Raw genomic sequence first — 24,118 nt, forward strand, 5'->3', positions numbered from 1 at the left:
TGTGATTGGTATTATTCATCCGCGCTTGTGCTCTGTTTGTTTTTATCTCTACCTAGCATCAACAAACAAGGTGTAAGCACCAAGGTTAGAACCGTCGCAAACGCCAAACCACCAGCAATGGCAGTTGCCAATTGCGACCACCACTGGGTACTCGGTGCACCAAATTCGATCTTCTGGTTGATTAAATCGATATTCATCTCAAGCACCATCGGCATCAAGCCTAAAATAGTTGTCACTGTTGTTAGCATTACTGGCCTTAGACGCTGGACACCGGTTCTCAAAATCGCATCCCTTTTGTCTAACCCCCGCTTGACCAGCTGATTGTAGGTATCAATCAGTACAATATTGTTATTCACGACAATACCTGCCAATGCGATTACCCCGATGCCGGACATCACCACTCCAAAAGGACGCTGGAATATCAATAATCCCATAAACACACCAACTGTCGAGAACAGCACTGCACTGAGGATAAGAAAGGCTTGATAAAAGCTGTTGAACTGAGTGATGAGAATCAAGGCCATTGCTGCCAAAGCGACCATGAACGCACTTTGCAAAAATGCTGATGAGTTCTCTTGCTCTTCATTCTGGCCACGAATACGAAACTCAACGCCATTGGGTAAGCCCAACTCGTTTAGCGTTTGTTCAATCTTAGGTAGCTCTAGCGCAAGATTGAACCCTTCTTTCATATCGGCCAACACGTTTACCACGCGTTTACCATCTAGGCGCTTAATGGTGTCTTGCTTATGGTCTGGCACAATCTGAGCAAAATTGGTAATAGGGACCAGACCTGCAGGCGTTTTTACTCTTAACTGATCAAAACGGCCAATATCTCTCTTATCATTTGGATAACGAACTAATATATCGACCTCTTCAGAAGAGTCATCGGGTAAGTAGTCCCCGATCTTTAGCCCGTTGGTCACAAATTGAACCGTATTTCCGACAAGAGTGGCATCGGCAGAAAAGCGAGCTGCATCATCACGCCTAATATCCACTTTCCAATCAATTCCATCTTTACTGCTAGTATCGCTGATGTTGGTCAGAGCTGGGCTGGCATCTGCCCACGACCGAACTATTTTAGCAGCTTGATTTAGCTGCTCTGGCGTTTTAGCAGAGAGCTCAATCACCAAGTCGTTCTCTACTGGAGGACCAGCATCTGGAAACTTAAACTCAATTTCGACACCTGGGTATTGGTCAGTTTGAACTTTTAGCTCTTCAATGATTGCTTTAACACTGCGACGATACTGCCAATCGACAGGCGTAATCGAAATAAGACCAATCTGATCATCTCCCCCTGTGCGCGTATAAACACTGTCAAACTCTTCATGGCCAAGCATCATCTGCTCAATATCTCTCATGATGACGTCTTTTTCTTGAATCGAGAGGTCACCATGCGAGCGCACTTTAACGTTGAAAAACGGTGGATCAACCTCAGGGAAGAACTCAGCCCCAAGTCCAGCTTTGGCATAAGAGAAACCAACTGCGATCGAAAGCAATATCGCACTCAACAAGATTTTGAGTGGATGCTGAATCGCTATAGAGAGGGTGTGGTAATAGAGCTTGGTAATCCCTGTCGCTTGTGAGAAGTCTCCGTTATGTAGAGCCACCATTCGAGATTGATTAGAAGCAGAGACATACTGCGGTTTACCAATCAGCCCTCCCAACACTGGAACAAACAACAGTGCCATCAGCAGAGAAGCAAACAAGGTCGCAATCAAGGTTAGGGGCAAGTACTTCATGAACTCACCAGTCACATCTGGCCAGAACAGCAATGGGGCAAACGCCGCTAAAGTTGTAGCTGTGGAAGCTGTGATTGGCCACGCCATGCGCTTCGCTGCCGCTTGATACGCTGTTTTCCTTGCTTCGCCCTCTTGCATCCTTCTATCGGCAAACTCGGTGACAACAATCGCACCATCCACCAGCAAACCGACGGCCATGATCAACGAGAACAACACTACGATGTTGACCGTTAAACCAAACACCGATAACACCAGTAACCCAGTTAAGAACGATCCGGGGATAGAGATGCCGACCAATAACGCAGTGCGAACACCCAAGATCGCGATGATCACGATCACCACTAAAATAATGGCGGAGAGGATGTTGTTTTGCAGATCATTAAGCATGATCTTAACGTCTTTCGACTCATCCCAAGTGAACTTAACCAATAAATTATTTGGCCACTCTGCTCTTTGCTGAGCAACACCAACGACAGCTTTAACCAGTTCTACCGTCTCAATGATGTTCTCACCAGCACGTTTTTTAATATCTAATACTACGGCAGATTTACCATCTAAACGGGCAAAGCTTTCAGGATCGCGAAAGGCACGCCTTACCGTGGCAACATCGCCAAAGGTCACCACCTGTTTACCATCAACCTTGATCGGCAGCTCAAGCACATCTTTCAGAGAGTTAAAAACGGAAGGAACTTTGATCGAGAATCGACCATAACCGGTATCCACAAATCCAGCCGCTACAACGCGGTTATTCAGTGCGATCAGATTATAGATATCGGCTTGATCTAAGCTGTAGCTTTCCATAAGTAAGGGATCGACAATGATTTCTACAATGTCTTCTCTGTCGCCGGCGATATCCACTTCGAGTATCTGTCGATAGCTTTCTAGTCTGTCTCCCAGTTCACGAGCAATCTGAACGATAGTGCGCTCGGGAACTGTGCCATACAAAACCACGGAAAGCACTGGCTGCTCTGAAGCTAGAGTCACCTCATTAACGGTTGGTTCATCACTATCTTCCGGCAACTTAGGCTTGGCAAGATCGACCGCATCTCGCACGTCTGCCATTGCCTTGGTGAGATCAACCCCGACGTTGAATTCCAACAACACCGAAGCATGGCCTTCAGAGGCCGTTGCTGTCATCTCTTTTACACCCTCAATCGAGCGCAGCTCTTGCTCTATAGGTCGAACTAATAAGCGCTCGGCATCTGTTGGGGAAATACCTTGGTGGCCAACAGACACATAGATGATTGGAATGGTAATGTCCGGGCTCGACTCCTTTGGAATCGTAATATAAGTGCCGATGCCCGCGACCAAAATAAACAGCAGCAATGACAACATGGTTCGCGAACGAGACATCGCAGCATCAATCAATGAATACATGATGTTCTCTCCTAGTTCACCGCTGTTGGTTGCTCTGTGGCAATCACGTTATCACCATCGCGCACAAAACCTTGTCCAACGGTAATGATATCCACTGTCTCACCCAGTCCTGCAAGCCAAACTCCATCTTGTTCTGCTTTCACTAACTGAATCGGAACAAACTTTACGACCTTGTCATCACCAGATGGTACTAAGGTTTTCACACCAAGGTTGCCAGCCTCATCTAAAGCCAACATCGCAGGTGTCACTTTGATCGCTTGCTGGCTTTCTAGATTCAGAGAAACCTCTGCACTGACGCCAGCTGGCAAACTGCGCTGGGGGTTTGGGATTTCAATCTCAATTGGGAATGTATTGGTCGACGCTGTCGATATGCGTGAGATATAGCGAAGCTTGCCTTCAACACTTTGATGACCTAATAAACGAACCTTTGCCGCTTGGCCTAACTGCAGTTGTTGAATGTGACGTTCACTCACATCCGCTTCAATCACCAGTGGGTCGAGGTCAATGACACCAGCAACCGGATCGCCGACCCCAACGAAGTCTCCGACTTCAACGTGTAACTCCTGCACGATGCCAGAGAAAGGAGAACGAATCACCGTATTACGCAGCGCTAGCTCTGCATTACTTTTCATGGCTTTTGCTTCGGTCAGTGCAGCTTCTGCCGTGGTATAAGCAATCTCACCTTGTAGGCCACGCTTTTTCAAAGATTGCGCAGCCTTAAACTCTTTCTGCTTCAAGCGATATAGTGCTGAAGCTCGCTCCAACTGAATACCTAAATCGGCTTTGTCTATCTGCGCGATCGCTTGACCTGTTTCGACCACATCACCTTTCGCAATATTGAGTGTTACGATTTTTCCAGCAATCTCTGCGCCTAGGCGCGCATGTCTATCTGGTGCTGTTCTGCCATATAAATCAATAGTTTTGTAAGTAGGTGAGGCGTCAAAGGTTTGAAAGGAGACTTTTGCGAGAGGCACTTCTGTACTCGCTGAAGAAGGTGGCTCTTCGGCCTGCCCTACGCCCAATCCCAACCATACAGATAACAGCACCACCAAGAAGAGGGATACCAACCAAGGTTGCTTTGACCAAGAGGAAAACCCAATACGGGCGAAGCGGCTAGGCATAACACGTCCTTTTACTATTCATAACCTGATGATTGAGAGAGAAACTGAACTCACTTAAGCATGTGCAACTTCCTGATACACATCTCCAACCATAACAGACCCACAAAAGGTAAAATTCGATGAGCACGACACTTTATTCAACATGTCGTTCAATAGAAAACAAAGCTAATTCTTTTAAAGACAGAAACTTAGCCTAAAATCCGAGAATCCCTCTCTCTAAATTTTTTGGTCAATGTGCCAAGCACTAAGATAAAAATACAAAAAAAACGCCGAACCTAAGTTCAGCGTTTCTATATAACAATACGTTTTGTCAGCTTTTACACGCTGAACGATGCACCACAACCACAAGTTGTTGTTGCATTTGGGTTGTTTACAAAGAAGCGTGCGCCCTCAAGGCCTTCTGTGTAATCCACAACACCGCCGATCAGGTACTGAAGGCTCATTGGGTCAACCACTAGCGTTACACCACTATTTTCAATAGTCATGTCACCATCATTTACTTTTTCATCAAATGTGAAGCCGTATTGGAAACCGCTACAACCACCACCTGTAATGTATACACGCAGTTTTAGATCTGGGTTTTCTTCTTCAGCAATCAGCGTTTGTACGCGGGTAGCTGCTGCATCAGAAAAAGACAATGGGATATTTGCTTCGCTCACGACAACCTCTCTTACCTGTGTCAAAAACAACATGATACAAATCGAGTTCGAGATCATAGTTGTTGAATATATTTTTCTATTCCGGTGATTATCCAATACCTGACTGAAACGTTCAAGTATTCACCATCTGATCGCCGTTTTTCCTGCTAAAAACTCATCAAATAAAAATAAATTAGCCGCTTAACCCCTCAAAACCACCAGATTCGGGCGATTATCTCAGCGAAACCATTCCTAGTTGGTTTATGGATAGGTACAATGCGAGCCAATTGGTCCCGACAGTCAAAAGAGGATATATCAATGACCAAATCAGCAGAGCTGTACGAAAAAGCACAGCAAACTATTCCGGGTGGCGTTAACTCTCCTGTACGTGCATTCAACGGTGTAGGTGGTTCTCCAATCTTCATCGAGCGCGCTGATGGCCCGCTAATTTTTGATGCTGATGGTAAAGCATATATCGACTACGTTGGTTCTTGGGGCCCAATGATCCTTGGTCACAACCACGCTGTTATCCGTGATGCAGTTATCGAAGCGGCTCAACGTGGTCTTAGCTTCGGTGCTCCGACGGAAACTGAAATCAAAATGGCTGAGCTTGTATCTGAGATAGTTCCTTCAATGGAACAGCTACGTATGGTTAGCTCTGGTACTGAAGCAACAATGAGTGCGATTCGCCTTGCTCGTGGCTTTACTGGTCGTGACAAAATTCTTAAGTTTGAAGGCTGCTACCACGGCCACGCAGACAGCCTACTTGTTAAAGCAGGTTCTGGTGCTCTGACTCTGGGTCAACCAAGCTCTCCAGGTGTGCCAGCAGATTTTGCTAAGCACACGCTAACGGCGACATTCAACAACCTAGACTCTGTACGTGAACTGTTTGAAGCAAACAAAGGTGAGATCGCTTGTATCATCGTTGAACCTGTAGCGGGCAACATGAACTGCATCCCACCTGTAGAAGGCTTCCACGAAGGTCTACGTGAAATCTGTGACCAAGAAGGCGCACTACTTATCTTTGATGAAGTAATGACAGGTTTCCGTGTTGCTGAAGGCTGTGCGCAGGCTTACTACAACATCAAGCCAGACCTAACGTGTCTTGGTAAAGTGATTGGTGGCGGTATGCCAGTGGGTGCTTTTGGTGGTCGTAAAGAAGTGATGCAATACATCGCACCAACTGGCCCAGTTTACCAAGCTGGTACTCTATCAGGTAACCCAGTAGCAATGGCGGCAGGTTACGCATGTTTGAACCTTCTACGTGAAGAAGGTAACGAGAAGCGTCTAGCGGCAAAAACTAAGCAACTGGCTGATGGCTTCAAGCAGCTTGCAGACAAACACGGTATTCCACTACTTGTTCACCAAGTTGGCGGTATGTTTGGTTTCTTCTTCACTGACCAAGAAACGGTGACTTGCTACGAAGATGTAACTAAGTGTGATGTAGAACGCTTCAAGCGCTTCTTCCACCTAATGCTGGACCACGGTGTTTACTTGGCTCCTTCAGCGTTCGAAGCAAGCTTCACATCACTAGCTCACGGCTCAAAAGAGATTGACGCAACACTAGAAGCTGCTGACCGCTGTTTTGCAATCCTTGCTGCAGAATAAGGCTATTTAGCTTTAACACATTGTTTATAAAGGCTGCTTTGTGCAGCCTTTTCTTTTTAGAGCAAACCAAGAGTCACAAAATAGTTCTCACCTCTTTGCGACTTCCAATTAGCGCTCCCAGAATAAAAACACCAGTAGCATTAAAGTGCCCAGCAACATTCGAAACCACGGGATCTCCTTTTTAGCTTGCTGCTCATTCTCTTGGCATTTTTTGTCGTTATTACAACACCCCATAATGAAAACTCCTCATTGCTAACTCTCTGTTTTGCAGCCATTATAAACTGAGTTCGCAAACATAGAGACCACTACCGTGTCAGAAAAGATCAAAATTAACTCAAGTCATTGGGTGATTATTGTTGCCCTACTTGCGGCGGCGTATGCCTGTTATTTATTGATTGAACCTTACGTCAACTCGATCGTGATGGCGTTCATCATCTCGCTATTGATGTTTCCGATCCATGAATGGCTTGAGAAAAAACTTCCTAACAAAGCCAATCTGGTCTCTTTGCTCTCGTGCATTATTCTCACATTCATCATTGTGATCCCTTTGCTCGCTGTCTTTGCTGCGATTGTTCAGCAAGGCTCACTGTTCTCGCAAAACACTTATAAATGGGTCACGCACGGTGGTATCCAAACCCTGTTTGAACATCCTTTGGTGGTTAAAGCGCTCGCCTTCATTAATGACTACCTGCCGTTTGATAACATTGAACCACAAGCAATTGCGCAGAAAGTCGGTGAATTCGCTACTAGCTTTGGCTCCAAATTGGTTGGGATCAGTGCCAAGATCTTAGGTGATGCGACCAACTTCCTAATGGACTTCTTCTTGATGCTGTTCGTGCTGTTCTTCCTGCTGCGCGACCATGACAAGATCATAAGTGTTGTTCGTCACATATTGCCTCTGTCTCGCAGCCAAGAAGACAAGCTACTGGCAGAGATCGAACAAGTATCTAAATCCGCGGTTATGGGCTCATTCTTAACCGCAATTGCACAAGGTTTTGCTGGTGGTTTAGGTATGTGGATTGCAGGCTTCCCGGGGCTTTTCTGGGGCACCATGATGGGCTTTGCTTCATTCATTCCGGTCGTTGGTACAGCACTGATTTGGGTTCCCGCAGCCGTCTACTTATTCCTAACCGGTGATACTACGTGGGCTATCTTCCTCACGGTTTACTGCGTCGCGGTGGTTGGCTCGATTGATAACCTGCTCCGCCCACTCCTGATGCAAGGTAGCGCAGGTATGAATACCTTGATGATCTTCTTCTCGCTATTAGGTGGTATCCAACTGTTCGGTCTCATCGGTCTGATCTACGGCCCACTGATCTTTGCGATTACTATCGTACTGTTCAATATCTACGATGAAGAGTTTAAAGATTTCCTTAATCGACAAGACAACACATAATCGACTTAGCGACGATTAAAACTTCAAGCTTGGGGCGGATTATGCGAAAATCCGCCCCTATTTTTTGCTAACGATTCAACAGAGAGTCCCTATGTCTGCCTATATCGCCCCAAGCCAAATTGCTCAACGCCAACTCGCCTACTTTGAAGGCAAACATGTTCTGGTTGCAGGTGAGGCTGAAGACCTATTTCCTGTTGAATTAGCTAAACACTGTGAGTCGGTATCAGTATTTACCTCTAACTACAGCTATTACCGTCAGCTAGAGAACTGCAATACCATTCAACGTTTCTATGGCGCCGAGTTCACCGAAGAGACTCAAGCAGATCTCGTTCTACTTTATTGGCCAAAAGCCAAAGCTGAAGCGGAATTCTTGCTCGCGATGTTGATGGCGAAACTGGGAAAAGATACTGAGATTGTGGTTGTTGGTGAAAACCGATCCGGTGTGAAGAGCATCGAGAAGATGTTCAAGCCTTACGGCAATGTTGTTAAATACGACTCAGCGCGTCGCTGTTCTTTCTACTGGGGTCAATGCCTAGAGCAAGCTCCAGCGTTCAATCTTCAAGAGTGGTTTAAAACCTATTCGGTGAACATTGGTGAGCAGTCACTTACAGTTAAGAGCCTGCCTGGTGTATTCAGCCACGGTGAGTTTGATATCGGCAGTAAATTACTGCTCGATACGCTACCAAGCCTAAACGGTAAGGTGCTCGATTTTGGTTGTGGTGCTGGTGTGCTTGGTGCTGTGATGGCTTCACGTAACCCTGAGATCGAGCTAGAGATGTGCGACATTAGCGCCTTTGCCGTGGAATCAACTAAAGCGACACTGGCAGCTAATGGACTGACGGGTAAAGTATTCGCTTCCGATGTCTACTCAGATACATCAAAAGATTACCGTTTCATCATCAGCAACCCACCTTTCCACTCAGGTCTAGACACTAGCTACAGTGCGACGGAGACCCTATTGGCAGATGCTCCGAGCTACCTGAACGTTCAAGGTGAAATGATTATTGTGGCTAACAGCTTCCTCAAATACCCACCAATTATTGAGCAAGCTTTTGGTAAATGCGCGACTCTAAATAAGACCACTAAATTCGCTATCTATCACGCAGCGAAATAACCTCCCCCTAAAAAGTGCAGGACAATCCCTGCACTTTTTGTTCATATTGCTAGCAAAATTTAATAAATTTGCGCGACTGCACACGCTTTAAATAGCACTTACTTGTCAAAGTAAAAAAACTCGTTAATTTCGTTAAATTAGAAACCACTCAATCTATTCTTTGTACTCAAATTTCAAACATTTTCAGAAGTACATTCAAGGAAAGTAGTACCTAATTTATGTTTAGATTCTATCGAAAGCAGAAGTTTAAACGCCTTCAAAGTACGCTCATGCTAGCGTTTCTCGTGTTAAGTCTGACTCCTGTTACTCTTATTGCTGTCTTTTTCCTTCAATCTCATAGCCAAGATCTACAAGAGCAGAGCACCTCTCACTTGGTGTCTGTGCGTGATACCAAACAGCAACAGATCATTGATTACCTGCAAGCTCAAGAGTCGCAAGTGATTGGCTTTGTTCGTTCAGAGTTGGCTATCGCCAGTGGCGGACGTTTTTATGGCCTTATCAATGCCTTTCAACGCCTCGGCCTAGACATCGAAGAAGCACGTAGCAATGCGCAACAACGTTATATTCAAGGTTCTGGCAACGAGGTAAAAACGTCAATTTTGCCTGAATCGAGCAGCTACGTTGGCAGTGAGCGTTATCGCCTACTTCACAAGCGCTACCACAACGCCTATCTAGAACTGATTAAACGTGCCGATTTTGACGATGTCCTCCTGGTTGATATCAACGGTAACGTCGCTTACTCAGTGTTTAAACAAGACAACTACGGTACTAACCTGCTCACTGGTAAATACAAAGACTCAAACCTTGGCCTGACGTTCCAGAAGCTAGCAAAAGACGTAACAGAAAAGCGCAAAACCAATGAAGACTACACCCCAGTAATCGTCTCTGACTTCCTTGATGAAAACGGCAAACAGAGCGCATGGCTAGGCGCACCGATTGTTCAACAGGGCTATCTACATAGCTACGCGATGTTCAGACTACCAATCAATGGCATCACCAAGCTGATTGCGGATCTCAATAAGAGCTCGAACATGCAGACCCTACTCGTTGGTAGCGATCACCTTCCAAGAAGCTTGGCGCATAGTCAGCAAGCCATCGACCTCAGTCTCGAAGTCATTGATAAAGCATTAGCTGGTGAAACTGCGGTTGGCACCTTTAACAACAGTTCAGATCAAGCGATCATTGCCGCATACGCACCTATCGAGTTGGATTACGCAAACTGGGCGCTGGTGGTTGAACTACCAGAAAAAGAAGCCTTTGCTCGAATCCACCAACTGGAAAAAATCTTTGTGATCGTAATGCTGACGGCAATAGTGCTGGTATTTGTCGCGTCTCATTACCTATCCAACTTCATTACTTCCCCCCTGCTTAAGCTCACTTGGGCTGCTGAGAAGGTATCGGCAGGCGATCTCGATGAAGCGATGATCAATACCGAGCGAAAAGATGAAATAGGACGCCTGGCAGTCAGCTTTGAGCGTATGCAGCGCTCCATTCGTGAAAAGATGGGGCTTATCAAGTCGCAAAATGAAGAGCTTGAAGATAACCTCAAGACCATCCAAAAACAGAATGAAGAGTTGCAGCTCGCCAACAAGCTCAAAGATGAATTCCTAGCCACAACCTCGCATGAGCTACGTACTCCTTTACACGGCATGGTAGGTATCGCTGAGGCATTGATCTCTGGCGCGAATGGTCCTATTCCAGCAAATCAAAAATACCAACTGGATATCATCATCAACAGTGGCCAGCGCCTCGCAACTCTGGTTGATGACCTGTTGGATTATCACAAAATGCGTTATGGCAGCTTAGACATTAAAAAGTCAGCGGTTGACCTCTCTGCCGCCACTAGCCTGGTGTTAGAACTTTCTCATCACCTACTTGGCAGTAAGCCGATTCGTATCATCAACCAAGTTCCAGCGGACTTAGGTCTTGTGTCATCCGACCCACAACGCCTAGAGCAGGTAATGTATAACTTGGTTGGCAATGCCATTAAGTACACCTCTGAGGGCAAGATCGTTATCTCTGCGAGCGTGATTGACGACAATATTCGAGTTCAGGTGGTCGATACTGGCCAAGGCATCCCAGCAGAGCATTTAGAGCATATCTTTGAACCACTTATTCAAGCAGGACAAGACGCAAGTTCATATCGACAAGGTGCCGGGCTTGGATTATCGATCAGCCGTCAATTGATTGAATTAATGGGTGGTTCACTCTACGTCAGCAGTCAACCAATGGTGGGGACGACATTCAGTTTCACGCTACCACTAGCAACACCGGAAGAGCTTGAGCATTACAATGAGTCTAGCAATTACTCGCACTTCCAAGCGCCAGAGGTACTAGAGAGCGGCCAGCAAGATAATAGTGAGATTCACGAAGACCCAGATGGCCCGCTACTTGTGATTGCCGATGACGAACCGGTTAACCTACGTGTGCTTGATAGCTTCTTGAAGCTCGAGGGTTATCGCGTCCGCACGGCTTGCGATGGTCCTGAGACCATTGAATTAATTGAAAAAGAGAAACCAGAGCTGCTACTGCTCGACATCATGATGCCAGGTATGAGCGGCTACCAGGTGTGTGAAACACTGAGAAAAGAGTATGACCACGCACAACTACCAATCATTATGCTTACCGCGCTAAACCAACCTGAAGACCGCGTTCGAGGCTTTGAGGTTGGAGCCAATGATTACCTGTCTAAGCCGTTCAATAAGCAAGAACTAGCGGCGCGAATCACAGCGCACCTATCAGCAAGTAAGGCAGAGCAACGACGCATCGAGAACGACCAGCTGCAGCAAGAGTTGAAGCATAGAGCAATGGTAGAAGCCAACCTGCTTGAAACCCAAGGTCGTCTGCTTGAGCAATTAGAATCAGCGCCTGAAGCGATTATCTGCATTCGCGATGATCAACGCATACGCTTTGCTAATGAAGCTGCCGCTAAGCTATTTAGACGCAGCCAAGAACAACTCAAGCGTTCTATGGCTGATGAAATCATTGCACCGAAGTATTTACGCGTAGACCAAGCACACTACTGTGGCGAGATTGATGTCTACATCAGTGATACTCGCCAACGAGTTTCAAGTGATATTCTCAAACTACCTGAAGGCTCTGGATTAGACACTATGTATATTTTCAACGTTGGCGGTGCAGTAAACTCAAATCGTATCAACAACTTAGAAACGGCCGTAGAAGCGCTGTCGAGTTATGCCTTTGAAGGTGATAAAGACAAGCTACAACAACTGAAAGAGCTAGGCGGCGAATTCACTCGCCTTGCTGACAAGGCCGCTGGTGAAGGTAAGAATAAACAAGAGTTAATGCGAGAGGTGCTTGTCGAAGCCATGACCAACGCCCTTGTTTATTGGGAGTCGGTCACAGGAGAGACTAAGTTTGCCTTCGCTGAAAAGAGTGGCTTATGGCGTGTCTATCTCGACAGAAGTACCTTGCAAACTCGAACACTAGATAAGTACTTACGTGTAGAAACTCTGCCTAAGACGCCTCGTTGGCGCACCGTATTGAGCTCTCTTGAATTTATTCTGGAGCACTGTAAAGAGCAAACACCGGAAAGAACTCACATTGAAATGCTCAGAGATAAACTACAAAAGCTCCTCACTAGTTAGGCTAGTGCTTACTATTTGCTTTACTACCCTAGCCCGCTGCCACCAGCGGGCTTTTTAATGCCTCAGCATCTACGCCTTCTCATCAACCTGAATTCATTTATCCAAGTCTAAATTCCCTAATTCCCTTGGGAATCGTTCTATCGTCATATTGTACGCTCAAGGCCATTCACAATAGCCGATTTAAGAGGCTTTAGTACATTAGGCACCTATCACTTCTATAGCGCTTAAATGACTTCACAAAGCACTTATTTAAAGATATAAAACAAGCTCAAAATCACGTTATACAAACGAAATAAACAGGCTAATTATCGGGCTCTTTTCTTCGTTACTGACACATTACTAGGCGTTGGTTTGATTATTTGTTGGACTTTGAGAAGCGAGTCACAACAGAACGGCAGATTTAATTTTTTGTGGAAATTTAACGTCATTTGTCGAAGTGATGGAGATCTACAAATATGAGAAAAGGCAAAAAATAACCAAATTTAAAAGCCCAAAAGGTAAGTAACCACTAACAACGATTATCTATGCGCTATTAACTGCGACTCATATCACCCAAGCATCGATTGTACATTTATCAATCAAAAGTGCATTTTTTGACGTTAATGACGTGTCGTTTTGTAGTTTTAACGTTTTTAACGGGAAACGAGTTTGATTAATTCATGAATAAGGTGTTTTCTTACTCGTGCCAAAGGTCTACAGGCCACTCTTAACACTTCATAGAAGCAGCGATGATTCTTGGAACAATGACAAAGAGGTAGACCTTGAACAGAGTGTGTATCTACGAATAGCAAAAGATGACATTCAATCCATTAGTGAAATGAAAGCAAATAGTAAGGAACAGCTATGCTTGCCAATATAAAAAAAACAGCACTAGCAACAGCAATTATTGCGACTGCTACGACAGGTTTTGCATCGGTAGCAACAGCTGCAGAACGCAGCGAACTGACTATCCACCCGAAAGAGTACACAACGTTTGTACGTAACTTTAACCCGTACCTAGGTGCTACTAACTTACATACAACGACTGACTTCTTATACGAGCCACTTGTTGTTTTCAACGAAATGCACGGTAACACACCTGTATTCCGTCTAGCTGAAAACTTCAAAATGGCTGACGACCTAATGAGCGTAACGTTCGACATCCGTAAGGGTGTTAAATGGTCTGATGGTGAAACCTTCTCAGCAGATGATGTTGTTTTTTCTTTCAACCTTGTAAAAGAGAAGCCAGAGCTTGACCAATCTGGTATCAACTCTTGGGTAACTTCAGTAGAGAAACTTAACGATTACCAAGTTAAGTTCCGCCTAACAGAAGCAAACTCAAACGTACCTTATGAGATTGCTAAAGTACCTGTAGTACCTAAGCACATCTGGAAAGACATCAAAGATCCAGCAACTTTCACCAATGAGAACCCTGTAGGTTCTGGTCCATTTACTGAGATCGATACTTTCACAGCTCAACTTTACATTCAGTGTGAAAACCCGAACTACTGGGATGCTGACAACCTAGACGTAGACTGTCTGCGTGTTCCACAAATCGCAAACAACGACCAATTCCTAGGTAAAGTGGTTAACGGTGAAATGGACTGGACATCTTCTTTCGTACCAGACATCGACCGTACTTACGCAGCAGCAAGTCCTAAGCACCACTACTGGTACCCGCCAGCAGGCACGCAAGCATTTGTTGTGAACTTCAAGCACCCAGATGCTGCGAAGAACGAAGCGCTAAACAACGTTGAATTCCGTCGTGCATTCTCTATGGCTCTTGACCGTCAAACTATCATCGATATCGCGTTCTACGGTGGCGGTACAGTGAATGACTTCGCATCTGGTCTTGGCTATGCATTCGAAGCTTGGTCTGATGAAAAGACTCACAACAAATACAAAGGCTTCAACACTTACAACGCTGAAGGCGCGAAGAAGCTTCTTGCTGACGCTGGCTTCAAAGACGTAAACAAAGACGGCTTTGTTGATACACCATCAGGCAAATCTTTCGAGCTATTGATTCAATCACCAAACGGTTGGACTGACTTCAACAACACAGTACAACTTGCAGTTGAGCAACTAAACGAAGTTGGCATCAAAGCAAAAGCTCGTACACCAGATTTCTCTGTGTACAACCAAGCAATGCTTGAAGGTACGTACGACGTAGCTTACACAAACTACTTCCACGGTGCGGATCCATACACTTACTGGAACAGCGCGTACAACTCTTCACTGCAATCTGGTGAAGGTATGCCTCGTTTCGCGATGCACTTCTACAAGAACGACAAGCTAGACGGTCTTCTAAACAGCTTCTACAAAACAGCTGATAAGAACGAGCAGCTAGACATCGCTCACGGTATCCAGAAGATCATCGCCGCAGACCAAGTAACGATTCCTGTAATGTCTGGTGCATACATGTACCAATACAACACAACTCGCTTCACTGGTTGGTGGAACGAAGAGAATCCAAAAGGTCGTCCAAACATCTGGGCTGGTATTCCAGAGCGTCTACTTCACGTACTGGACCTAAAACCAGTTCAATAAGCAGTCGTTCAATCCTTGCGGCGTAATCCCTTACGCCGCTTATAAAAATCCCCACACTCTCAATTGAAAGTATGGCGCTCGTCGTCAGGGGATTTCTCGTTCCAAATTTTCGCTAGGAGCGACCTGAATCCAGAAACAGGGAAACAATCTGGGTGAGTAAGGTGTGAGTTATGGGTTATTTTTTAAGACGTTTGTCATTTTATTTTGTCGCGCTATTAGTTGCTGCGACGTTAAACTTTGCAATTCCGCGAGCAATGCCGGGCGACCCGGTGACCATGATGTTCGCTAACGCTTCTGTTCAGGTAACCCCTGAGCGTATCGCAGCAATGAAGGAACTACTTGGCTTTGTCGATGGCGGTCTATTAGTACAATACATTGCTTACATGAAGAACATCCTTAGCTGGGAGCTAGGTACTTCAATCCAATTCTACCCACTGTCTGTAAACTCGCTACTCGGCGGCGCATTCGGTTGGTCTCTATTCCTAGCAGGGACTGCGGTTGTTCTATCGTTCTCGCTAGGTTCTATCTTAGGCATCTTCGCAGCTTGGAAACGTGGCAGTAAATACGATGCATTCGTGACCCCAGGTATGCTGATTCTACAAGCGGTACCTCAAGTGGTTATCGCAATGATTGCACTGTTCACCTTTGCAATCGGCCTTAAGTGGTTCCCGACTGGCTACGCATATACCGCGGGTACAGTGCCAGATTGGACAAGCTGGGAATTCATTAAAGACGCAGCTTATCACGCTGTTCTCCCTCTATTTTGTGCTTCTGTGGTTCAAATTGGTGGCTTCCTAGTCAACATGCGTAACAACATGATCAACCTTCTTGCAGAAGATTACATCACTATGGCTAAAGGTAAGGGCCTAAGTGAAAACCGAGTGGTATTCAACTACGCGGCACGTAACGCACTACTACCAAGTGTAACCGCACTTTCAATGTCATTAGGTATGGCAATCGGTGGTCAGCTCATCATCGAAATCATCTTCAACTACCCGGGTCTTGGTACGGTTCTATTCAATGCGATTAACGCGCGTGACTACCAAGTTCTTCAAGGTCAGCTGCTTATCATGACGCTGTTCATGCTGTTCTTTAACCTTGTCGCTGACATGCTTTACGTTGTTCTTGACCCTCGTCTACGTAAGGGTGGTAAATAATCATGAAAGACTTTCTAAAACTCATTTGGCGCAACCCGATGGCACTGACTGGTGTAATCATTCTTGGCGTCTTCATCTTCGCAGCGCTGTTTGCACCATTAATTGCAAAGCACGCACCAGACAAACGTACGGGTAACCCGCACGAGTACCCAAGCTTCGTAGTGAAATCGGCTCAATCTAACCCTGATGGCTGGGTAGCAACAAACCTAGCAGATGACCGTCGTACGCTGATCATGTCTAAAAAAGCAGACCACGTACTGGGCACAACTCGTATGGGGCGTGATGTTTGGTCTCAAGTAGTACACGGTGCTCGCGTATCACTAGCAGTAGGCTTCGGTGCAGGTATCACGGTATGTCTACTTGCTACTGTAATCGGTGTATCGGCAGGTTACTTCGGCGGTCGTGTTGACGACATTCTTACCGCAGCGATGAACATCATGCTGGTTATTCCACAATACCCATTGCTCTTTGTAGTCGCAGCATTCATTGGTGAGGCGGGCCCATTAACCATCACCTTAGTTATCGGCTTTATGTCCTGGGCTTGGGGCGCGAGGGTTATCCGCTCACAAACACTGGCTCTGCGTGAAAAAGAGTTTGTGAAAGCTGCTGAGGTATTGGGTGAGTCTTCTTTCCGCATCATCTTCGTTGAGATTCTGCCAAACCTTATCTCAATCGTTGGCGCGAGCTTCATCGGCTCTGTGATGTACGCAATCATGATGGAAGCGACACTGTCGTTCCTTGGTCTTGGCGACCCGAACACCGTGAGCTGGGGCATCATGCTTTACAACGTACAAGCCTCTTCTTCGATGCTGATTGGCGCTTGGTGGGAACTGCTAGCTCCATGTATCGCGCTAACGCTACTTGTAACTGGCCTAGCACTGCTGAACTTTGCTGTTGATGAGATTGCTAACCCACAACTGCGTTCGCACAAAGGTATGAAGCGCTGGAAAAAACTTGCTGCGCAAGACAAGCAAGAGCGTGAGCCTGAACTACCACCACAAAATGCACTTTGGAGCGGAGATAAATAATCATGACAGCACCACTCATTTCTATCCGCAACCTTTGCGTAGATTACATCACAGACGCGGGCGATGTCCGCGCCTGTAACAACGTGAGCTTTGACATTGCACCCGGAGAAGTCTTCGGTCTAGCTGGAGAATCTGGTTGTGGTAAATCAACCGTTGCGTTCTCACTGATGCGCCTTCATAAGCCGCCAGCGTTTATCACTGGTGGTGAGGTTATCTTCAACGGTGAAAACATCTTAGATTACAGTGACGATCGTATGCAGGCATTCCGCTGGAGCGAGATGTCGATGGTATTCCAGAGTGCGATGAACGCGTTGAACCCTGTCTTACCAATGGAAGAGCAGTTCTGTGACGTGATTATGCGTCACACCAACATGACTCGTGAACAAGCAAAACAACGTGCTGAAGGCCTATTGGAAATCGTTGATATCCACCCTAGCCGTCTTAGCGATTACCCGCACCAATTCTCTGGCGGTATGCGTCAGCGCTTGGTGATTGCTATCGCATTAGCTCTGAATCCGAAGTTGATCATCATGGATGAACCAACAACGGCTCTCGATGTGGTGGTACAGCGTGAGATCCTACAGAAGATCCACGCGCTAAAAGAAGAGTTCGGTTTCTCTATCTTGTTCATTACCCATGACTTGTCGCTGATGGTCGAGTTCTCCGACCGTATCGGCATCATGTACTCAGGCGAACTGATCGAGGTGGCGAACTCACAAGATATTCTAGAAAACCCTTATCACCCGTACACCAAGGGACTGGGTAGTTCCTTCCCTCCTTTGACGGGTCCAAAAACGAAATTGGCAGGCATCCCTGGTAACCCTCTGAACTTATTAGAAATACCAGAAGGTTGTCGCTTCCAAGCTCGTTGTGACCGTGTACATGAAACTTGTACGAAAGTGCCAACCAAGCTGCGCTCAATTGAGCCAGGGCATCTTTCAAACTGCCACCTTTATGGTGAGCCAATAGTACATACCAAGCTCTAGCTTGCCTGCTCTTAGAGCATCAATACAACAAGGCGGATAAACCGCCATGCAAGCAAAAAGCGATAAAGGATTCTGGAGACAATTATGAGCAAAAATTACGGTCAACTATTGGTAGAAGGTAAGAACGTCGTCAAAGACTTCCCAATAAGCAGTACCACAATTCAAACTCCAATGATGCGTGCGATCAACGACGTGTCATTCAAGATGTATAAAAGCCGTGGCCTCGCCGTTGTTGGTGAGTCAGGCTCAGGTAAATCAACCACAGCGAAGATGATCGCCAAGATGTACGCGCCAACTGATGGCGTTATCGAATACAAAGGTCGCGATATCCAAACTATCGCGTCTAAGCGCGATTTGATGACCTATCGTGAAGGCGTACAAATGGTATGGCAAGACCCGTTTGGTTCACTCAATCCAACTCACAACATCTTCCACCATATTTTACGTCCACTGCTGATTCACAAAAAAGTGGACCCGCGTAATAAGCGTGAGCAAGAAGAACGCGTATACGATCTTCTTGAGCAAGTTGGTTTGATCCCACCAAAAGAGACGGCTCAGAAGTACCCGCACCAACTGTCTGGCGGCCAGCGTCAGCGTGTCAATCTGGCGCGTAATATCGCAGTAGGTGCCGAGGTAGTTCTTGCTGACGAGCCAACCTCAATGCTCGACGTATCAATCCGTGCAGGTGTTCTCAACCTGATGGAAGAGATGAAGTTCGAAAAAGAGATGTCGCTACTTTACATCACCCACGATATCGCGACAGCTCGCTACATCGCGGAAGACCTTTCAGTGATGTATGTCGGACACATGGTGGAATGGGGAGATACCGATGAGGTCATCGCCAACCCACAACACCCATATACCCAGCTTTTGGTGTCAGCAGTTCCGGATCCAAAGAAATCAATCCATGAAAAATTGGCTGGCAACAAAGGGGAAATTCCACTGTGGACTCCTGAGTCTGCGGGCTGCCCTTTTGCTGGTCGCTGCACGCACGCAACCGATAAGTGTAAAGAGCAACTACCGGGCGTAACTCAGTTGGGTGCAAACCACTTCGTACGCTGTTACCTGCACGAGAGTTAATCATTGGGGTTGGGGGCAGTGCTGCCCCTAACCATTTCACTCTGGTCATTTAACGTCGACCATTTTTAACCAAAGATTTAGTACCTAGCCAATAGAAATTAGGACTGTCGGAGACATTTGATGCTGTTACTCACCAATCACATCGGCTATGAAGCCAACGCGCCAAAGCAAGCGATACTGCAAACTCGCAAGGCTCGTCTTTCCTCTACCTCCGTATTGTTGGTGTGTGCTGATAATCATGTCACCGTTGATAGTTTTGATGTGGTTAAGCACGGCCAAGTTGCAAACTGGCACACAGGAAACTACTTCACGATTGATTTCAGTGAAGTGACCAAACCGGGGCGTTACTACCTGCGCTTCGAGAATCTGCGTTCGGAAATTTTCGAGATTGGTGAACACCTACTGATGCAGAGAACTTTCTCTGACGTTCTGCATTACTTCAAATCACAGCGCTGTGGCGGCATTTTCGACAAGAAGGATAAACAAGCTCAATTGCTGGGCACTGAGCGTTATGTTGATGTGCACGGTGGTTGGTACGATGCATCGGGTGACGTCAGTAAGTACTTCAGTCATCTCTCTTATGGAAGCTACCTAAATCCACAACAGATTCCGATGGTAGTTTGGAACATGCTCAAAGGGCTGCGTTTAGCTCAGGCTCATGAAGCGTTCCAGAAGTTCACTCAAACTCGCCTTACTGAAGAGGCTCTATTTGGTGCAGACTTCTTAGTGCGTATGCAAGATGCAGCCGGCTACTTCTACATGACTGTATTTGACAAGTGGAGCAAAGATATCAACCAACGTGATATCTGTGCCTACGCGACGCAGGAAGGTATCAAATCTGACGATTTTCAAGCTGGTTTCCGTCAAGGCGCAGGAGTTGCTATAGCTGCACTAGCCAGCGCTTCTGCTCTAGAAGTTTCTGGAGAGTACTCTAATCAAACCTATTTAGAGACAGCTGAAAAAGGCTACTGGCACCTAAAAGAGTACAACCTTCTCTACCTCAACGATGGTGAAGAGAACATCATCGATGAGTATTGTGCACTGTTGGCGGCAAGCGAACTCTATCGCGTAACTAAAAACTCTAAATACCTTGCTGAAGCGAGAATCTGGACTAACCGCCTTACTCAACGCCAACAGTCAGATCAAACCTTTGCTCACTTCTGGTCAGCTAATTCCGACGGTTCGCGCCCTTATTTCCATGCAGCGGAAGCTGGCCTGCCCGTGATTGCTCTATGTGAATACTTAGCTATAGAACCGGATATGCAGCATCATGAAACTACACGTCTCGTGGTCGAGCAAGCCTGCCAATTTGAAATTACCGTTACCGACAGAGTCGCGAACCCATTTGGTTACCCTCGACAATATGTAAAACCAGTCGACGGTGATAAACGAGACGCCTTCTTCGTTGCTCACAACAACGAGACGGGCTATTGGTGGCAAGGTGAGAATGCGCGCCTAGGCTCTTTAGCAACTATGGCTTTGCTCGCTCAACCTTATATTCGAGACGAAGTGCTCAAAGCTCGCCTGATTACCCTGTCTCAAAACTGTTTAGACTGGATTTTAGGTCTCAACCCTTACCACATGTGCATGCTAGATGGTCATGGCCACAACAACCCAGACTACCTACCACAGCTTGGTTTTTTCAATGCCAAGGGCGGTATTTGCAATGGCATTACTGCGGGTTTTGCAGACGAAGAAGATATCGCCTTTAATCCACCAGCACAAAAAGACGACATGCTTCAAAACTGGCGCTGGGGAGAGCAATGGATCCCTCATGGCGCGTGGTACCTGTTAGCAACAGCGGCCCAGTTTAACTTCACCGTTAATCAAGGGGAGCAATAACATGTACTACGTAGGTATTGATGGCGGCGGCACCTCTTGCCGAGCTCGAATCCGTGACACTGAAGGCCAATTTATTGGAGAAGCCAAAAGCGGTAGCGCCAATATTCTTCTTGGTACTGATATTGCGATGGCGTCCATCGTTGCTGCAATTCGCGATGCGGCTCTACAAGGCGGTTTAACAGAATCTGATTTTTCGAAGATGCATGTTGGGTTAGCACTTGCTGGTGCTGAACAAAAATCGGCTTGGTTGAACTTCATGACAATCGATCACCCTTTTGCATCAATCACCCTGAATACCGATGCCTATGGTGCTTGTGTTGGGGCGCACAACGGGCAAGACGGCGCGATCATGATTGGTGGTACTGGTTCGTGTGGCATTTTGCTCAAAGATGGGGAGCAACACGTCGTTGGTGGTCGTGAGTTCCCAATTTCAGACCAAGGCGGTGGTGCCGTGATGGGGCTCAGACTTATCCAGCAAGTACTGCTTGCAGAAGACGGTATTCGCCCAAAAACATCACTCTGCCAACACGTCATGAACCACTTCGATAATGACGTAGACAATATTGTTGAATGGTCAAAGACCGCCATTCCAAAGGACTACGGTCAGTTTTCCCCGGTTATTTTTCAACTCGCCAACGAAGGTGATGAGCTCGCTATTGAGATGCTCAAACAAACGGCAGCTGACATCGAAATGTTTATCAATGCCCTCCACCGAAAAGGAGCCAATCAAGTGTGCCTAATGGGTAGTATCGCTGAACGTATTCTGCCTTGGCTCTCTCCCGTTGTTCAGCAATGGGTTGTACAGCCTCAATTCGACGCCATCGAAGGTGCGCTGATGTTTGCTGGCAAGCCCGAACATAACTTGTACTAATAGACTTAACAGGGAAGTGATATGAATTACCGCATTGACTTAGCTGTTCTCTCAGAACAAAAGCAAAACTGCCGCTTTGGTCTTACCGTACATAATTTAAGTGATGCCGACATCAAAACATGGTCGCTGCATTTTGCCTTTGATCGCTTTATTCTCCCAGAAAGCTTATCGCAAGGCACTCTAACTCAGGTAGGTAGCTACTGTACGTATACACCTAATGACAGCGAGCTTAAGGCCAATAATCACTACTATTTTGAATTCAGTATCCAAAGTGCCCCATTCCGTTTCCTTTCAGACGGTTTAAACGATGCGTTTATCCAAACTCTCACTGATGATGAAACGCAAATCTTACCGGTAGATATTTCCCCAATCGTTCTGGCCTCTCCCTACCGCGAACGCACTGAAGTTCCTCAGGTTGATGCCGCACCATTGGCGCTGATCCCACAACCAAACTCAGTCACAACACAAAGCGGAGCCTTCCCCCTAACTCCAAGTACGGCGCTCGCTATCACCTCTGCACTGGCAAGCGATGGTGAAGAGTGGCTGAAAGAAGAATTGCGCACCCATTTCGAGCTATCACTGCCTGAGCAAGAGGTGGGTGCCATCACCTTTAGAACCAACCCAACACTCGATGATGCTGAATATAAGCTCACAGTGACAGCGGAAGCCATAACAGCAGAAGCCGGTAGTCAAAGTGGCTTTATCTATGCAGCCGCAACCCTGCTTCAACTGATTGAGCAGCAAGGTGTGGAGTCTTTCTCGGTTCCATGCTGCAAAATCGTCGACAAGCCAAGATTTAAATACCGCGGGATGATGCTTGACTGTGCGCGCCACTTTCACTCGCTAGAGGATGTAAAGCGTTTAATCAACCAACTCGCCCTGTACAAGTTTAATGTTTTCCACTGGCACCTCACTGACGATGAAGGTTGGCGCATAGAGATAAAACAGCTGCCTCAACTGACCGACATTGGCGCATGGCGTGGTCTTAATGAAGCACTGGAGCCTCAATACACACATCTGGCTCAGCGCTATGGTGGCTATTACACCCAACAAGAGATCCGCGAAGTGATCGCCTACGCCGAAAAGCGCGGCATTACAGTGATTCCAGAAATTGATATTCCAGGCCACTGCCGAGCAGCAATCAAATCTCTACCAGAGATGTTGGTTGAGCAGGAAGATACAACCGCATACAAGAGTATTCAGCACTATACCGATAACGTACTCAACCCAGGGCTTAAAGGCACCTATCAGTTCCTAGATATCGTTATCGAAGAAGTCGCTGATCTCTTTCCAAGCAAGCTTATCCACATGGGCGCCGATGAAGTGCCACATGGCGTTTGGACAAACAGTCCTGCAGCTCAAGCCGTAATGAAAGAACACGGTTATCAAGACATTAAAGAGCTGCAAGGTCACCTATTCCGCTATGCCGAAAACAAGCTCAAACAGCTTGGTAAAAAAATGGTCGGTTGGGAAGAAGCACAACACGGCGACAAGGTCAGCAAAGAGACCATCATCTACTCGTGGCTAAGTGAAGAAGCCGCCGTCAATTGTGCTAGACAAGGCTTTGACGTGGTGCTGCAACCGGCTCAATTCACTTACCTCGACATGACACAAGATTTTGCACCAGAAGAACCTGGTGTCGACTGGGCTTCAGTGATTCCACTGGAACAAGCCTACAACTATGAGCCACTCGCGGAGATCTCTGACACTGACCCGATTCGAAAACGAATTCGCGGAATTCAGTGTGCGCTTTGGTGTGAAATTGTTACCCACCAACAGCGTATGGATTACATGGTATTCCCTCGGATCAGCGCACTAGCGGAAGGATGCTGGACCCACAAGAACAATCGTAACTGGCTGGATTACCTATCCCGCCTAAAAGGTCACTTACCACTGCTTGAACGGTTAGATATTCAGTACCGCTCACCTTGGTAAGAACACTAGAAAACCCATTAATTTCGGATACATAGCCACGAGGCTCTGAATCAATATTTGTAAGATTAACTGCCGGAGTGCAGTTTGTTAAA

General features: G+C 46.5%; 15 protein-coding genes. 12 read left to right on the forward strand and 3 right to left on the reverse strand.

All coding sequences use genetic code 11. From position 1 onward, the window contains the following. Positions 1 to 11: 11 nt before the first annotated feature. From FIV04_RS11985 to erpA, 3 genes are all read right to left on the reverse strand, one after another. Positions 12 to 3,116 (reverse strand): efflux RND transporter permease subunit, encoded by a 3,105-nt coding sequence (locus FIV04_RS11985; protein ID WP_152469252.1) that lies wholly within the window; start codon positions 3,114 to 3,116, stop codon positions 12 to 14. A gap of 11 nt (positions 3,117 to 3,127) precedes the next feature. Further along, entirely contained in the window at positions 3,128 to 4,237 is a 1,110-nt protein-coding gene (locus FIV04_RS11990; RefSeq protein WP_152469253.1) for an efflux RND transporter periplasmic adaptor subunit, read from the reverse strand. Positions 4,238 to 4,554: 317 nt separating this feature from the next. Beyond that, entirely contained in the window at positions 4,555 to 4,896 is a 342-nt protein-coding gene (gene erpA, locus FIV04_RS11995; protein WP_032551754.1) for an iron-sulfur cluster insertion protein ErpA, read from the reverse strand. A gap of 297 nt (positions 4,897 to 5,193) precedes the next feature. On the opposite strand from erpA, the gene hemL reads away from it, so the two are divergent. From hemL to FIV04_RS12055, 12 genes are all read left to right on the forward strand, one after another. After that, on the forward strand, positions 5,194 to 6,483 hold the full coding sequence (hemL, locus tag FIV04_RS12000; RefSeq protein WP_152469254.1) for a glutamate-1-semialdehyde 2,1-aminomutase: 1,290 nt from the start codon (positions 5,194 to 5,196) through the stop codon (positions 6,481 to 6,483). A 310-nt stretch (positions 6,484 to 6,793) separates the two neighbouring features. Further along, the gene (locus tag FIV04_RS12005) at positions 6,794 to 7,879 is read left to right on the forward strand and encodes an AI-2E family transporter (RefSeq protein WP_150869232.1); all 1,086 of its coding nucleotides are present in this window, start codon (positions 6,794 to 6,796) and stop codon (positions 7,877 to 7,879) included. 91 nt (positions 7,880 to 7,970) lie between these two features. Continuing rightward, complete coding sequence (rsmC, locus tag FIV04_RS12010; RefSeq protein WP_152469255.1) at positions 7,971 to 8,993, forward strand: 16S rRNA (guanine(1207)-N(2))-methyltransferase RsmC; 1,023 nt, start codon at positions 7,971 to 7,973, stop codon at positions 8,991 to 8,993. Between the two features lie 218 nt (positions 8,994 to 9,211). After that, the gene (locus FIV04_RS12015; RefSeq protein WP_152469256.1) at positions 9,212 to 12,601 is read left to right on the forward strand and encodes a response regulator; all 3,390 of its coding nucleotides are present in this window, start codon (positions 9,212 to 9,214) and stop codon (positions 12,599 to 12,601) included. 843 nt (positions 12,602 to 13,444) lie between these two features. After that, positions 13,445 to 15,127, forward strand: coding sequence for an ABC transporter substrate-binding protein (locus FIV04_RS12020; RefSeq protein WP_152469257.1), 1,683 nt, complete (start codon positions 13,445 to 13,447; stop codon positions 15,125 to 15,127). 170 nt (positions 15,128 to 15,297) lie between these two features. Next, entirely contained in the window at positions 15,298 to 16,284 is a 987-nt protein-coding gene (locus FIV04_RS12025) for an ABC transporter permease (RefSeq protein WP_032551522.1), read from the forward strand. A 2-nt stretch (positions 16,285 to 16,286) separates the two neighbouring features. Beyond that, the gene (locus tag FIV04_RS12030; protein ID WP_150869236.1) at positions 16,287 to 17,312 is read left to right on the forward strand and encodes an ABC transporter permease; all 1,026 of its coding nucleotides are present in this window, start codon (positions 16,287 to 16,289) and stop codon (positions 17,310 to 17,312) included. Positions 17,313 to 17,314: 2 nt separating this feature from the next. Continuing rightward, positions 17,315 to 18,298, forward strand: a complete 984-nt coding sequence (locus FIV04_RS12035; protein WP_150869237.1) for an ABC transporter ATP-binding protein — start codon at positions 17,315 to 17,317, stop codon at positions 18,296 to 18,298. Between the two features lie 84 nt (positions 18,299 to 18,382). Continuing rightward, positions 18,383 to 19,378 carry an ABC transporter ATP-binding protein gene (locus FIV04_RS12040; RefSeq protein ID WP_152469258.1) on the forward strand — a complete coding sequence of 332 codons (996 nt, stop codon included), beginning with the start codon at positions 18,383 to 18,385 and terminating at the stop codon, positions 19,376 to 19,378. Positions 19,379 to 19,498: 120 nt separating this feature from the next. Further along, positions 19,499 to 21,220 (forward strand): glycoside hydrolase family 9 protein, encoded by a 1,722-nt coding sequence (locus FIV04_RS12045; protein WP_152469259.1) that lies wholly within the window; start codon positions 19,499 to 19,501, stop codon positions 21,218 to 21,220. Position 21,221: 1 nt separating this feature from the next. Next, positions 21,222 to 22,091 (forward strand): N-acetylglucosamine kinase, encoded by an 870-nt coding sequence (locus FIV04_RS12050; RefSeq protein WP_152469260.1) that lies wholly within the window; start codon positions 21,222 to 21,224, stop codon positions 22,089 to 22,091. Between the two features lie 21 nt (positions 22,092 to 22,112). Continuing rightward, complete coding sequence (locus tag FIV04_RS12055) at positions 22,113 to 24,026, forward strand: beta-N-acetylhexosaminidase (protein ID WP_152469261.1); 1,914 nt, start codon at positions 22,113 to 22,115, stop codon at positions 24,024 to 24,026. Positions 24,027 to 24,118 lie beyond the last annotated feature (92 nt).

It is taken from the genome of Vibrio sp. THAF190c (genome assembly GCF_009363355.1).
Lineage (GTDB): Bacteria > Pseudomonadota > Gammaproteobacteria > Enterobacterales > Vibrionaceae > Vibrio > Vibrio fortis_A.